This window comes from Ferruginibacter profundus (genome assembly GCF_054783275.1).
This window is the reverse complement of sequence record NZ_BAAGQW010000001.1, coordinates 1,537,854-1,554,149: the sequence shown is the minus strand read 5'-3', so window position 1 is coordinate 1,554,149 and position 16,296 is coordinate 1,537,854. Positions and strand designations below refer to the sequence as shown.

The 16,296-nt window shown below is 41.4% G+C and carries 5 protein-coding genes; all 5 read left to right on the top strand.

The features are described from left to right. The first annotated feature begins 600 nt into the window (after positions 1-600). The 5 genes from ACYVM0_RS06520 (at position 601) to ACYVM0_RS06500 (ending at position 16,232) form a co-directional block, all read left to right on the top strand. Positions 601-1,866, top strand: coding sequence for a T9SS type A sorting domain-containing protein (locus ACYVM0_RS06520; protein ID WP_460554284.1), 1,266 nt, complete (start codon positions 601-603; stop codon positions 1,864-1,866). Positions 1,867-2,326: 460 nt separating this feature from the next. Continuing rightward, positions 2,327-2,494 carry a hypothetical protein gene (locus ACYVM0_RS06515; RefSeq protein WP_460554281.1) on the top strand — a complete coding sequence of 56 codons (168 nt, stop codon included), beginning with the start codon at positions 2,327-2,329 and terminating at the stop codon, positions 2,492-2,494. 717 nt (positions 2,495-3,211) lie between these two features. Then, complete coding sequence (locus ACYVM0_RS06510; protein WP_460554278.1) at positions 3,212-9,694, top strand: PKD domain-containing protein; 6,483 nt, start codon at positions 3,212-3,214, stop codon at positions 9,692-9,694. A 115-nt stretch (positions 9,695-9,809) separates the two neighbouring features. Next, positions 9,810-10,838: a PorP/SprF family type IX secretion system membrane protein gene (locus ACYVM0_RS06505; protein WP_460554275.1), complete on the top strand. Its 1,029-nt coding sequence runs from the start codon at positions 9,810-9,812 to the stop codon at positions 10,836-10,838. Between the two features lie 252 nt (positions 10,839-11,090). Further along, on the top strand, positions 11,091-16,232 hold the full coding sequence (locus ACYVM0_RS06500) for a gliding motility-associated C-terminal domain-containing protein (protein ID WP_460554272.1): 5,142 nt from the start codon (positions 11,091-11,093) through the stop codon (positions 16,230-16,232). Positions 16,233-16,296: the final 64 nt, after the last annotated feature.

Below are 16,296 nucleotides of genomic sequence, written 5' to 3'. Positions count from 1 at the left end.
TATAGAATAACTATATTGCAAAATAATGCTAAAATGTCATGATTCAAAATTTTCATCCGGTTAAATAAAATGGGGCAAAACGGGTGTTTGGAGTGATGAGGATGATGGTGCCTGGTGGACTGTATTTTAACAGGTCTGGATGCCGGGGGATAATTATCACGGGAGGTTACTACTAATATAAACATTGGTAAACTACGCTGAGCCCATAGTAGATTTGCTCGTACAACAGCGTACTACAAAAGCATCCGGGAATGCTGTTTTCTTCAATAAATGGGCCTGAATTAAATGTTTACGAAAGTTATTTCGTTCAGATGTTGAATATTTTCTAACACTTTAATCGGAAAGTGGTAGAAAATATTCAAAGAAACGGAGAAATACGTGTTTATCCTCGAAGTGCAGTAAAATTACGGTGCAAAAAACTTGCGGTTTCCGAAAAAGCGTATTATGTTTGTGATGAAATTATAGACGACCATTACCTCGGTTATTTATTCTTTCCCATCCGAAGCCCAATCTTCCTCAAAAAGAGCCACCAGGTTAAAACAGTACTTACCCACTGTAAAAAAATCTGGAAAATTATTTCTGAAACAACAAAACAAGAAAATGAAAACTAATTTTACTTCTCTGAAGTATGCTATATTATTTATAGCTGTACTTTTCTCTTCTCTTCAAACAAAAGCTGACAACAGCTTCGGATTCAACTTCAATTCTACTCCAACATTAGTAAGCGGTACAGCATTAACTGTAGGTGCCAAGTATAAGTTTGGTAGCGTAGCTTCTGGTACAGACGCATATGTTACTATTGTAAGTGCAACAGGCGGAGCAACAGTTACCACCCTGGATGATAACACCACTACTAAACCGGAGGCTTTTTCACCTGCAATACGTATACCCGCTTTTAGCACCGGTATGGTAGAATTTAAAATTGAGTTTGTAAACGGAGGTGGTAGTCCTAAAGTTATTGATACCCTGCGGGCTACCGCAATGGATATTGATGGCAACGCCACATTGCATGAAATGGATGCGCTGGATATGGGGCCAACAAGTCTTTTAAGTTACCTGACGGGTACCTTGCAAATAAACGTAGTGCAGACCCTTAATCAATTCTTAGCCACCAATATTGCCGGTGTTGAATATACAGGGGTTGATACAGCAGCAAAAAGTGTAATGTTTACTTTAACTAAAAATAATATCAGCAGCTTTACTTATAAAGCCGGTGCAGCAAATACCGGTTCTTCAGCTTCTACAAGGCAGAAAGGTATTTACTTTAAAGGTTTTAATTATGTTCAGGCAGGCGGTACTTTAGCTGTAAAATACAGTGCTTTTGACGCCTCAGTGGTTGATAAATCAGTGCTATTAAAATGGATCACCGAAGAGGAGATCAACAGCAACCATTTTGAAGTGGAACGTTCTTTTGATGGTAAAAACTTTACTACTATTGCACTTGTATTGGATGGTTTTGAAAACGGTTCTAAAAAATCATACCAGTATAAAGATAATTCAGCTGAAGTGCAATCTAAATCTGTTATCTATTATCGCTTGAAACAGGTAGATAATGATGATAAGTTTACTTATACCAATACACTGGTAGTAAAAATGCAGGCTGCAAACGGCGTAACTATACAAACTTCACCCAATCCTTTTACAGATAACCTGAATGTACGTTTTACCGCTACTGAAAACGGTATTGCTTTAATTAGCATAGTTAACAGTAATGGTCAGCAGGTAATGACACAGCAGTCATCAATCAGCAAGGGATACAATACTATCCAGGTTAACGGTTTAAGCAAGCTTGCTCCCGGTATGTATGTTGCGCATTTAACAATGAACGGTGTAGCAACCGGTACTCAGAAAATTATCAAAAACTAATTATAACCAGGCACAAAGAGGTTTACTGAGGAGTTGCTGATTTTTTTACCCTAAGTCGGCAACCTCCTTTACCTCAACTAACTGTTCTTTTACATTCGATTATTTAACTAATTATAACCAGGCACAAAGAGGTTTACTGTGAGGGGTTGCTGATTCTTTACACTGAACCGGCAACTCCCTTTACCTCGATTGAAGGGCTCTTTTAAAGATTGTTTCTTAAACTAATTATAACCAGGCACAAAGGTTTAACAGGAGTTGCCGGTATTTTACCGGCAACCTCCTCTGAACTGAACGAGGTGCTGCATTTGAAGAGGAGTAGAAAATGGCTTGCCGGGGAAAATGAAAATAACGGTGTATTGGTAAGCAACGAAGTGAGTGAAACAGGGAATCTTATTACCTGTAGCGGGTGATGGAATAATAACGAAAATTGAACTTATTGTTAATAAACAATTTTACCATTATGAAAACAATGATCAACTTATTAGCCGTACAATTCAGAAACGTATTGCAACTGCTTTCCGGCAAATACAACCAGGCTCCGGTGCAATACAATTTTCAGCCATTGCCATCTTACTGGACCATGAGCCCGGATAGCAGTGTAGCTGGTTTGCATAACAAAAGAAATTAATAAACAAGAAAGATATTAGAGATAATTACAGTTTATGTTGCAAAACAGCAAATTGTGATGATTATTTCAACGAAATTTTAACACCAGCAAAATAAATTTTAACAACCAGCGTTTACTATTTGCCCCAAAAGAACAGTAAACGTTGTTAGTGCTTGGTTTACGATGTTTTCTTTGGGGGTTACAGAATCGAAAGATTCTTAACAAAGGCCGCATTTCTATGTGGCTTTTTTTTATGTACCTGATCGAGCTTTTAATTGCAGCTATACTAAAGATCAATTGCGGGTGATTGCCTGGACTGACCCGACCTGGTTACAGAGTAAACCCGGCTTTGCTATGGCTTTGCTTCGGCCTTGCTACGACGTTGCCACGACTTTGCGATTCAAAATAATGTTACAAGCTTTACATTGTATTATACGGTAAATTTTCTATCCGGGTATAATGCTATCGTGCTTTATGTTATTTGTTTTGCAACACCGGACTTTAAAAACTCCGGCTTTTATTACTATTTTTTTAAATAATCAGACCTGATTAAATATTATCTAAAAAAGCCCCTGATTCAGGGGCTTTTTTCATTAATTTCCCTTACATTTACTTATCTGTTTCTCCTGTGGAAAATAGGTGTATTTCTCATTATCCTTCGAAAGCAACACTCTCCCCCTAATTAGCATCCGGTAAACGGGCTTTTTTATTAATTGAACAACGTTTTATACCAAACACATGAGAAAATTTTTACTGCTGACAGTTATTTCTATTATTTCAATTGCCGGTTTTGGACAGGATTTTAGTAATAAAGGGAAAGATTTCTGGGTAGGGTATGGATACCACCAGGTTATGTTATCTGGAAGTCCGGCTAATGCCCAGGAAATGGTTTTGTATTTTGCTACAGACCAGGTTTCGAATGTTACAGTGTCCATTCCTCTTTTAGGTTACAGTGTTACTTATAACAATATAGCAGCCAATACAGTATTTCAAACACCTCCATTACCAAAAGTAGGTGGATCAGATGCACGTTTGTATACAGAGGGCTTGTCAGATAAAGGTATTCATGTGACAAGTGATGTACCTATTGTGGCTTATGCCCATATTTATAATTCAAGCGTATCTGGTGCTACGGTATTATATCCGGTACCAACTTTAGGTAAGCAATATTATTCAGTAAATTTTACCAATAATTCTAATATCGGTGGTGCTAACTGCTGGTTTTATGTTGTTGCAGTTGATACAGGAACAACTGTTGTTTCAATAACCCCAAGTGCTCAAACCCAAAACTGGGCTGCAGGATCAAAAAATACAGTTTCGCTTACCCAGGGGCAGGTATATAATGTGATGGGTTTTACTCCCGGCAACAATGGTGTTGATCTTACTGGTTCTGTGATTGAAAGTATTGCCTCAGGAACAGGTGGTTGTAAAAGAATTGCTGTTTTTTCAGGCAGCGGAAGGATTGCGATTGCATGTAATGGAACAACACCTTCTTCAGATAATTATATGGTACAGGGTTTACCAAAAAGTGCGTGGGGAAAAAATTTCTTAACAGTACCATCAGCAAACTATACATCAACAACCGGTGTAGCGGCACCAATGGGAAATATTTACAGGATATGTGTAGCTGACCCAACTACAGTGGTAACGGTGGATGGATTGCCAATAGCAGTTCCACTTAATGGCAACTTCTATTATGAATTGCCACAGAGTGCAACCTTCAGAAAGATAGTTGCGGATAAACCTATAATGGTTGCACAATACTTTCCCTCTCAGAATAACCCCGCCGTAGCCTGTGGTCCAATTCCTTCGGGAGATGGAGATCCGGAGGTCATTTATTTAAGCCCGGTAGAACAGAGTATTAATGAAGTAAGATGGGATGCCTGTGCTAATTTTGCTATAAAGGCTCAAAAACACTATATAAATGTTGTAATACCGAATGGAGGTACAGCTATCAGTTCAATATTACTTGATGGTGCTCCTCTGCCTGCGGGAACATTTACTGTTCATCCACAAGATCCTGCCTATTCTTATGCCATAATAAGAGTTGCAGGAGCAACAGGAGTTAGTATACCGCATGTTATTAAATCTGATTCAGGTTTTAATGCAATTGCTTACGGTTACGGTGCAGCGGAATCTTATGGATATAATGCTGGTACCAATGTAAAAGATCTAAATACCAGTCTCGAAATAAACTCACCAAACAGTATTGAGAGTGGTGCTATTACTTGTGTCGGAACTCCTTTCGGGTTCAAAGTATTTTTACCCAACAAAACATCCGGACCCACACCAACAGAAATCCGCTACGATTCTATTCGTTGGAATTGCAGTAATACTAACCTAATGAGTCCGAACAACTTTCCGGTAGTGGTTCATGGCACACCAACTGTTACACCGGATTCCATAAACTTTCGTAATGGTAAAGAAGTTGCCTGGTATTCAATTCCGGGCCAGTACTCATTTACGGTACCAGGTACTTATCAAATTACAATTACGGTTTATCGTACTTCAAGTGAAGGATGTGGAAATGAACAGGACTATACTTTTAACCTGGTGGTAAATGATCCGCCCGGAGGAAGCTTCACCCCGAGTACATCCGGATGTTACCTGGAACCTGTGACCTTCACAGAAACAACGCCTCAAACGCCTAAGCCAACTTATAAATGGTTATGGAATTTTGGTGATCCTGCCAGCGGAGCAGCAAATACATCTACTTTAAGAAATCCTGTTCATACTTTTAGTGCTCCGGGTACTTATACTGTAAATTATACCGGTACCACCACTACAGGTTGCGAAGTCACTAAACAACAAAGTATCACAGTACTTGATGTGCCCAATGCCAGCATTGCTGCCACTGCAACCAGCGTATGTATCAACTCAGCACCAGCGCCCCAGGTTACCTTTACTATTACAGGAGGGGCACCACCTTATCAATTAGATTACAGTCTTAATAATATTGCACAAACACCTGTTATCAGTGCAACCAACATTTATACTATTAGTGTACCTACCAATGTTGCCACTACTTATACTTACAGGTTAGACAGCGTGAAAAACCAGGGCTCAACATTGTGTAAAACAATTATTGCCAACCAAACGGCAACGGTTACTGTAAACCCCAATGCCACCATTGCCTTAGCATCGGTAGCCGGTACGGCTAACCAAACGCTTTGTGTAAATACCGGTATTGCGCAAATTGATTATTCTATAGGGGCTGGAGGAACAGGTGCTACTTTTACCGTTGCACCTGCATTGGCCGGTCTTTCCGGATCGTATAATGCTGGTACGGGTATTTATTCTATAACTGGTATACCACCAACAGCAGGTACATATACAATAACCGTAAGGCCAACAGGTACATGTACCGAACCCGCTGTGTTTCTTACGGCAACTTTAAATGTATCTGCCAATGCTACACTTGCTTTGGCAGCAGGGTCAGGCACACCTAACCCCACGCTTTGTATCAATACGCCTATACTTTCTCCCATTGTTTATGATATTGGTGGTGGAGCTACCGGCGGCACCGTTTTGTTTACACCGCCATTACCAGGTGTAACGGGTACCTATAATGCAGCCACCAAGCAGGTAACTATACAGGGAACACCAACTATAAGTGGTACTTTTAGTTTTTCTGTATCTACCGTAAGTACTTGTATCAATCCGCCTCCAATGGGTGGTACTATAATTGTTAACCCGGATGCAACACTTTCCCTGCAATCGGGCACACCTAACCAAACACTTTGTGTAAATAATGCCATTACCGCATTTAGTTACCAGGTAACCGGTACGGTTACAGGTGTTACTTTAGCAGGAGCATTGCCGCCGGGAGTTAACTACGTTTATACTGCACCGGTAGGAGCAACGCCGGGTTCTATAAATATAACCGGTACACCTACAACAGGAGGAACGTATACGTTTAGTTTTGGTCTTACAGGCCCATGCCAGTTACCAACGGCATTGGGTGGTACTATTAATGTAACACCGGATGCAACCATCTCTTTGCTTTCCGGTTCTACCACACCAACAGTTTGTGTTAATAGCAGTTTAACTACTAATATTGTATACCAGGTTTTTGGTGCTGTTACAGCTGTAAATGTAACCGGTTTGCCTGCAGGTGTAAATGCTGTTTATGTACCGGGTAACCCAGGTACAGTAACTATATCGGGTACACCAACTGCTGTGGGCCCTGCGACTTATACAATTACTATCACAGGCCCTTGCCAGGTGCCGCTGCCAATTGGCGGTACTATTACCGTAACAGCAGATGCCACACTTACATTAAACTCTGCCATAACCACACCAGACCAAACGGTTTGTGTAAATAACGCCATTGCAAATGTGGTGTACGCTTTAGGCGGTAGTGCAACAGGTGCCACTGTAACCGGATCATTACCTCCGGGAGTTACCTGGGCAGTGGTAGGTAGTACACTCACTATACAGGGTACACCAACAGTGGTTTCCACTACCCCGGTAGTATATAATTATACAGTTAATACACAGGGGCCATGCGCTAAACCGTCGGCACCGGGAAAAATTACTGTTAACCCTGATCATGTATTGAATTTAACAGCAGGATCAGAAAACCAAACCGTTTGCTCCGGTACGCCAATTGCACAGATCAGGTATACTTTAGATGGCGGTGCAACAGGGGTTACAGTTACCGGTTTGCCTGCCGCAGGTATAACTTATACTGTTGCTGGTAATATTGTTACAATAACCGGTTCGCCTACAGCATCGGTGCCTTATACTATTCAAACAACAGGTAATGCCTGCCAGAAAGCAACAAGAGCCGGTACCATTACTGTAGTGCCATTGCCTACAGCCAATTTCAATTTCTCTACACCGTCTTGTAATACCAGGGTGATCACCTTTACCGATAATTCAGTGCCTAATGCAGGTACCTTATCAGGCTGGGCATGGAATTTCGGAGACCCTGCAAGTGGTGCCAATAATACTTCTACACAGCAAAATCCATCACATACCTTCTCATTGCCGGGTACTTATACCGTAGGCCTTATTGCTACTACTTCACCAAACGGTTGCAGTAACGCCACTGCGTTTACCCGCCAGGTGGTGATCAATGAAAGGCCTAAGACTGATTTTACTGTACCTGCTTTAGCTTGTGTAAGTGATAACGCTTTGTTTACTGATGCCAGTACTTCGCCCATTACCAATACACCTTTTAATGTTGCAGGATACGAATGGAATTTTGGCGATCCGGCAAGTGGTGCCAACAATACTCAATTCTCATTAAATGGTACACACTTTTTCAGTGCCGGCGGTACGTATACTGTAACACATATTTCTGTAAGTAATGCCGGTTGTGCCGACACCATAACGCATACTGTAAATATTGCCAGTGCACCGGTTGCCAATTTCTCTGTTACTAACGGTAGTGCGCTATGTGTTAATGATACCGTAGCTATTGTTAACCTTTCATCAATAGGCGTAGGTACTATTTCCAAGCTTGAAATATACTGGGATTTCCTTGGCGCACCAGGTACATTTATAACAGATAATGCACCGGCATTGAATACGGTGTACAAACATAAATATCCCAACTTCCAGTCGCCAATAACCAAATCATACAGGGTAGTGGTACGTGCGTTCTCAGGTATATCCTGTACCAACGATAAAGTAACCGATATCACTATTAACGCAGTACCTAAAGTGCAGTTTAATGCAATGCCTGATGCCTGTTATAACAGCGCACCATTCCAGATAACACAGGCCAGCGAAATTGGCGGTGTACCGGGCAGCGGCGTTTATACCGGACCGGGAGTTAGTCCTACGGGCTTGTTCAATCCCGTAACAGCGGGCATCGGTACACATACCATCAAATACACTTATACTTCACTGGCAGGTTGTATGGATACGATGAGCAGTACCATTAAAGTGCTGGATACCGCTTCTGCTAAATTCTCTTATGTAACTCCGGTATGCGATGGCAGTGCTATCAGCTTTAAAGAAGAGTCAACTGCACCTGCGGGAGTAACCCTAAATAATACCACCTGGAATTTTGGAGATGGTTCGCCAATTGAACAACATGCACCGGGTAGTACATTTACACATAACTTTCCCACATGGGGCAGTTATAATGTAACCATGTTCAATACTTCGGCTTATGGTTGTAAGAGCACTAACCTGGTTACACCGGTACGTGTAAACCCGATACCAACGGCGGTATTTGGTTTTGTACAAAGCAGTGTGTGTTTGCCAAATGCTGCGGTATCATTTACCAATACATCTTCTATTGCTGATAATTCCGGTATCACTTATTTATGGGATTTCGGAGACCCGGCAAGTGGTGCTTTAAATACCTCAACAGCTAAAATTCCACCTGCACATATTTATACCGGTGTAGGGCCATACACTGTAAAGCTTACAGTAATTGGTGCAACGGGTACTAACGGAGCCTGTTCGCAAACCATTACTCATGATGTTAATTTTATACATCCGCAACCTATAGCTGCATTTGATCTTAATAAAGCAGAAGTTTGTATTGGCGATAATGTGATCGTTACTGATAAAACCAACGGCCTTGATGGTAGTGTGATACAATGGCATTGGGGCTTTGGTGATGGTACTTTTGCTACCACTCAGCAGGTACAACATACCTACACCACGGCTCAAACCTACAATATAGAATTGTACATAGTTAACAGCCAGGGTTGTACCAGTACCGTACAAACGCAGCAGTTCAGGGTAAATCCTTATCCTACAGTAAATGCGGGGCCGGATGCGGTGGTATTGGAAGGTGGTTCTTACACGATGCAACCAGTAGTTACGGGTACAGGCCTGCAATATTTGTGGAGCCCTGCAACTTATCTAAGCAGTACTACCGATGCTACACCAACCGCCAATGTTATTCTTAATGATATTACCTATACCTTAACTGTTACCGGAACAGGAGGATGTACAGCGCCGTCAGACAATGTGTTTATCAAAGTATTAAAAGCACCCAAAGTGCCCAATACCTTTACACCAAATGGCGATGGTATCAATGAAACCTGGCTGATCGATTACCTGGATACTTATCCTAATTGTAAAGTACAGGTGTTTACAAGAACCGGCCAGCTGGTATTTGAATCGAAGGGTTACAAAACACCATGGAATGGTAAGCTTAACGGTAAACCATTGCCATTTGATACTTATTATTATATTATTGAACCAGGTAACGGAAGACCTCCGATGACCGGTTATGTAACTATTATAAAATAAAATATGCCATAGCTGCAATAGTACTTTGCAGCTATGGCTTTATACTCTTTGTCTTATTGAAATAAAAATGTTGAAAACCGATTGCTATAACCGATAAGAAGCGAAAAGCTGAACCATGAAAAAAATTATATTAATTGCAGCAGGTTGTATATGTAGTGTGATAGCATCTGCACAGGCAAAACCCTTTTATACGCAGTACATTTTAAATAATTATATCCTTAATCCTGCTGTAGCCGGTATTGAGAATTATGCGGATATAAAATTAAGCAGCCGCAACCAATGGACGGGCATCAACGGAGCACCTGTTACCACATACTTCAGTTTTCATGCGCCTATTGGCAAAGAAGACCTGCGTACCAGTGCCACATCCTTCCAGGTGCCGGGTGAAAACCCAAGGGGTAAAAGATTATGGGAAGAGTATACACCACCAGATCCTCATCATGGTATTGGTGTTGTGGCAATGAATGATAAAGCCGGTTATATTAACCGCTGGTCTATAACCGGTACTTACGCCTATCACAAACCTTTAAGTGTAAGAACTACCTTATCGGCCGGTTTTAATATTGGCGTAAATAGTGTTAACCTGGACCGTTCTAAAATTGAATGGGCCAATCTTGACCCAAATGATCCTGCTATCGGTATCAGTACCGGTGAATTAAAGAAAATAAAACCTGAAATAGGAGCAGGGTTGTGGTTGTATTCGGCACAATACTTTGTGGGCATATCGGTATTGAATATTATACCGGGCAAAGCAAAGTTTGTTACCAATGATAAGTATGGTGTTTCTTATACGCCTAATTATTTTGCGACAGCGGGTTATCGTTTTTCATTAACAGATGATGTGATGATGATGCCATCGGTAATGTTTCAATACTGGCAACCGCAACTGGCGGGTTTGCATGCTAATGTAAAATTTCAGTACCAGGACCTGGTGTGGGTAGGCGGTGGCTATCGTTTTTCTGACCTGATATCAGGCTATTCTGCATTAGCCGGCATTAATGTATCCAATACTTTTAATGTGAGTTATTCTTATGAAGTAGCTACTTCATCAAGGTTAAGAAGCTATACCAATAATACGCATGAGATCATGCTGGGCTTTATTATTGGCAATAAGTACAGCCAGAAATGCCCGAGGTGTTATTAAGGTTTTAATTATTTTTAATGGGTTATTCTTTATTACAGTTTCATGTAATATTCAAAAATATTTTTTCTTGCACAGCTTAATTTAAGGGCCCCGTCATTGGGGCTTTTCTTTTTTTTATGTATATTTATGCCAGCAACTTGCTATGCTAAACCAGGAAAATTAATTTTTCTTTTAACCAACGTTCCCCTCAAAAAAAGCATCCGGTTAACGGATTAGTTTATTTGTTTTTGCACCGCTTGTTATACCAAACACATGAGAAAATTTTTACTGCTGCTGATTGTTTCAATTATTTCCATTATTGGTTATGGCCAGGATTTTACGAATAAAGGGAAGGATTTTTGGGTGGGTTATGGTTTTCATGTATCTATGGGCCTGAACGGAATTAATACCGGGGGTAATTACCAGATGGTATTATATATAGCAACAGACTCGGCTACAACAGTTACTGTATCTTGTCCCGGCAATGGCTATACGGCTACTTATAATATTCCTGCAAATACAATTTATCAAACAGCAACTATTCCAAAATCAGGCGCACAGGATTGCAGGTTGTTTGCTGAAGGGTTGAGCAATAAAGGAATACATATTGTAGCAACAAAGCCAGTTGTTGCCTATGCTCATATTTACGACCAAAGTGTATCCGGAGCAACCGTTTTGTTCCCGACCAATACATTGGGTAAAGAATATTATTCTATAAATTTTGAGCAACGATCAAATGCTAACAATGCGAATTGTTTCTTTTATGTAATTGCCTGCGATACCGGTACCACGTCTGTTGAAATTACTCCTACCGCTGCAACAACAGGTGGTTGGGCAGCCAATACCACACATACCGTTAATCTTACACAAGGGCAGGTGTACAATGTAATGGGAACTGTATCGGGAAATAACGGTGTAGACCTTACCGGTTCTAAAGTTAAAAGTATTGCAAGTGGCACGGGTAATTGTAAAAAAATAGCTGTTTTTTCCGGGGCAGGAAAATTGAGTATCAAGTGCCCTAATACCGGTAATGGCGCCACTTCTGATAATTATATGGCGCAGGCGTTTCCCAAAGCTGCCTGGGGTAAACAATTTCTTACAGTACCAACCTTACAATATGATAGTAATTATTACAGAATTTGTGTGTCTGATCCAACTACAATTGTAAAGGTAAATGGTGTTGTTCAGAGCGGGCTTATCGGAAATTTTTATTACCAGATCAAAAACAGGACACCCAATTTAATTGAAGGAGATAAGCCCATTACGGTAGCACAATATATTTCCTCACAAAATGAATGCGGAGGATCAGGAGACGGCGATCCTGAAATGATTTACCTGAGTTCTGTTGAACAGAATATCAGCAGGGTTATTTTATATTCCACTCAAAATTTTAATATCGGTTTTCATTACCTGAACGTTGTGCTGCCAAACTCCGGTACAGCAATTAGTTCTTTCAGAATAGATGGCGCAATACCATCCAGCCCTTTTGTGGTACACCCTCAAAAGCCCGGTTACGTTTACCTGCAGCAAAGTGTATCCAGCGGACAACATATTGTATCATCAGATTCAGGATTTAATATTACGGCATACGGATATGGGCCTGCCGAATCTTATGGATATAATGGAGGAACAAATATTAAAGATCTGCTGACCTTTATTACCCCAATCAACCCTTTAAGTATCAGCACTAATGTTACCGCATGTACCGGTACACCATTTTATTTTTCTGTTACCTTACCTAAGCATCCGGATTCACTGACATCACTGATATGGGACTATCATGGTTTTTTCGGAACGCATAATGACACTATTAACGCACCGCTCACTTCCGATTCTACTTATTTAATTGGAAGTACCCAGGTTTGGCGGTACAAATTAAATCATACGCATACTTTTAGCCCTGCGGGGGTTTATCCTATAACAATTACTGCGGGTACAGTTACCAGTGAGGGCTGCGGTAATTCTGTAATTATCGACAGGGATCTGTATGTGTATGACCCCCCGGTTTTAGGATTTAAAGCACTTAATAATGGCTGTGTAAATGATAGTATTACTGTAACTGACACCACATCTTATCCTGCAGGTACCTACTCGTATAAATGGTGGTGGGATTTTGGGGATGGTAATTTCAGTACGTTGAAAAGTCCTAAACATTTATATGCTGCCGCAGGTACTTATACAATAAGATATGCAGTAGTAAGTAATGTGGGTTGTTTAAGTGATACCGTTTCAAGAACGATAGCCATTACCAATGTACCCACTGCAAAATTCGGCATGTCGGGCCCCGTATGCGAAGGCAAACCCATTACTTTCAGTGATACTTCAGTATTGGTTGCCCCGGGTAATATTGTAAAATGGTATTGGGATTTTGGAGATGGGTTTAGTGTTGTAAGAACTAATAACAGCGATACCACACACATTTATACGCCATGGAACCCGGCTATTACCGATAGTTTAATTGTAGAAACCAATACGGGGTGCAAAAGTCTTCCATTTGTAAAAACATTTAAAGTGCATCCTAATCCTGTTTCCAACTTTAGCTTACCAGCAGGAGTGTGCCTGCCCTGGGATTCGGCGCATTTTATAAGTACCAGTACCATTGCAGATGCAACAGGTGGCTTTGGTTACCTGTGGAATTTTGGTGACCCGCCAAGCGGACCAAATAATACTTCTGTTTTACCTAACCCGGCGCATTATTATAACAATGTGGGACCGTACAATATAAAATTAATTACCACCAGTGCGGCGGGCTGTGTGGATAGTGTAACAAAAGTGTTATCCAATATTTACAACCAGGCCATTGCAGGTTTTACTGTAAACCCTGAGAATTGCTTAAATGATATCACTGCTTTTACAGATAATAGTACCGGCAGCGGTAACACGATAACGCAATGGTACTGGGATTTTGGTGACGGCTCCCCAGTAGATAATACGCAAAACCCGACGCATGTGTATGCAACTGCCGGAGTAAAAACCATCAGGCATTGGGTAAAGACCAATGTGAGCTGTTACAGCGATACGGCAGTGTTAACAGTAACCATTAATCCTTTGCCTACGGCAAATTATACTTACAACGCACCCGGCTGCGAAACCAGGGTGATCAGTTTTACAGATGCTTCCGTTGCCAATGCAGGCAGTTTAAGTACCTGGCAGTGGGATTTTGGCGATGCATCACCGGTGAGTAACCAGCAAAACCCCGTGCATACTTTTGCTGTGGCAGGTACTTATAGTGTAAAGCTTACTGTTACCAGCAGCAAAGGTTGCGTAAATAATATTATTAAACAGGTGGTTATAAATGCAAGGCCGCTAGCAGGCTTTATTACACCCGAAGTTTGTTTGAGTGATACCTATGCACAATTTTTAGATACCAGCAAAGTGGCATTGCCTGCCACCATCAGTGCATGGCAATGGAATTTTGGCGATCCCAATGCTACCGTTCCCAATCCTAATACCTCAAATTTACAAAACCCCACGCATAGTTATACTGCAGTAGGGCCGTACAATATTCAGTTGATTGCTACCAGCACCACAGGTTGTAAAGACACTTTGAATCAAACGCTGATTGTGAATGGTAGTTTCCCGCAGGCTAATTTTACAGTTACCAACGCCGCTGCATTATGTGCCAATGATTCGGTAGCTATTGTGGAAGCATCAACCGTATTCCCCGGTAGTATTACCAAGGTGGAAATTTACTGGGATAACCTGAATTTTCCCGCAGGTCCGCCGCAAACAGATAATGTACCTTTTACAGGAAAAGTATATAAACATTTATACCTGCCCAATTCGCAGGTTACCAAAACCTACCAGATACGCTACAGGGCTTATTCCGGTGGTGTTTGCGTAAATGATAAATTAGCCACAATAACTGTTAATGCCGCACCTAAAGTACAGTTTACGGCAATGCCTGATATTTGTTATGATGCTGCGCCATACCAGATAACACAGGGCAGTGAGATTGGTGGCGTACCGGGCAATGGCGTGTATTCGGGACCGGGAGTCAGCCCGACCGGATTGTTCAATCCGGTTATTGCAGGTATTGGTACACATTCTATTAAATATACTTTTACTTCTTCAGCGGCAGGTTGTGTGGATAGCATAAGGCAAAATATTAAAGTGCCGGATACAGCTAGCGCTAAATTTATTTTTGTTGGCCCTGTGTGCGAAGGTACTCCCGCAACCTTTAAAGAAATTTCAACTGCACCAGCAGGAGTAGTATTGGCCAACAGCACCTGGAATTTTGGAGATGGTTCTCCTTTGGAAACACATGCACCGGGCAGCACCTTCACACATGCTTTCCCCGGCTGGAACACTTATACGGTTACAATGTACAATACCTCTGCATATGGATGTAAGAGTGCCGCAACGGCGCAGCAGGTGTATATCAGCCCGATACCGAAAGCTGATTTTACTTTCAATGAAACGAGTGTTTGTTTACCTGATGCGGCTGTCTCCTTTAAAAACACATCTACTATTGCTGATGGATCTGAAATTCAATTTATGTATGCCTGGGATCTTGGAGACCTGACCACATCTGTTGCTAAAACACCGCCGCCGCATATTTATACCGGAACAGGGCCTTACACCGTGCAATTAAAAGTAACCAGTGGCAATAATTGTGTTAATACGGTTACACATCCAATTAATTTTATTCATCCGCAGCCAAAAGCCGCTTTCGATTTCAGCAAGCCGGAAGTGTGTATTGGGGATATTGTGGTTTTCAGGGATGTCACCAACGGGCTGGACGGTTCGGTAGTAAAATGGAACTGGAATTTTGGCGATGGCAGCTTAGGTAACCTGGCTTTGGAACCTCATTTGTACAGTTCAGCAAAAACCTATAACGTATCCTTATTTATTGTAAACAGCAGGGGGTGCAACAGTGATACACTTACGCAGCAGTTTACAGTACACCCGTACCCGGTAGTTGATGCAGGGCCCGACAGGTGGGTGTTGCAGGGCGGAGCCATTACTATTCAGCCTGTTGTTACCGGTAATGACCTGCAATACTTATGGAGCCCGGCTACCTATTTAAACAGCACAACAATGGAGTCTCCTGTGGCCAGTAATATGCAGGATGATATTACCTACAGGCTAACGGTTACCGCAAGGGGCGGCTGTAAAAGATCTGATGATATGTTTGTAAAGGTGTTAAAAGCACCAAAGGTTCCTAATACATTTACACCTAATGGTGATGGTATCAATGAAACCTGGATGATACAGTACCTGGATACCTATCCTGATAATAAAGTACAGGTATTTACAAGAACAGGGCAACTGGTATTTGAATCGAAGGGATATAAAATACCCTGGGATGGTAAACTGAATGGTAAGCCATTGCCATTTGATACTTATTATTATATTATTGAACCCGGCAATGGAAGAGCGCCGGTTACAGGGTATGTTACAATAGTGAAATAATCAGGGTGGATTGAAATATAGGAATGTTATAGAGGGAAGATACAAATGTTCAATGCTCAACGAT

Bases quoted from the DNA above. Each gene is read 5' to 3' on its own strand.
- ACYVM0_RS06520 (WP_460554284.1), top strand. From the start codon at position 601: ATGAAAACTAATTTTACTTCTCTGAAGTATGCTATATTATTTATAGCT.
- ACYVM0_RS06515 (WP_460554281.1), top strand. From the start codon at position 2,327: ATGAAAACAATGATCAACTTATTAGCCGTACAATTCAGAAACGTATTG.
- ACYVM0_RS06510 (WP_460554278.1), top strand. From the start codon at position 3,212: ATGAGAAAATTTTTACTGCTGACAGTTATTTCTATTATTTCAATTGCC.
- ACYVM0_RS06505 (WP_460554275.1), top strand. From the start codon at position 9,810: ATGAAAAAAATTATATTAATTGCAGCAGGTTGTATATGTAGTGTGATA.
- ACYVM0_RS06500 (WP_460554272.1), top strand. From the start codon at position 11,091: ATGAGAAAATTTTTACTGCTGCTGATTGTTTCAATTATTTCCATTATT.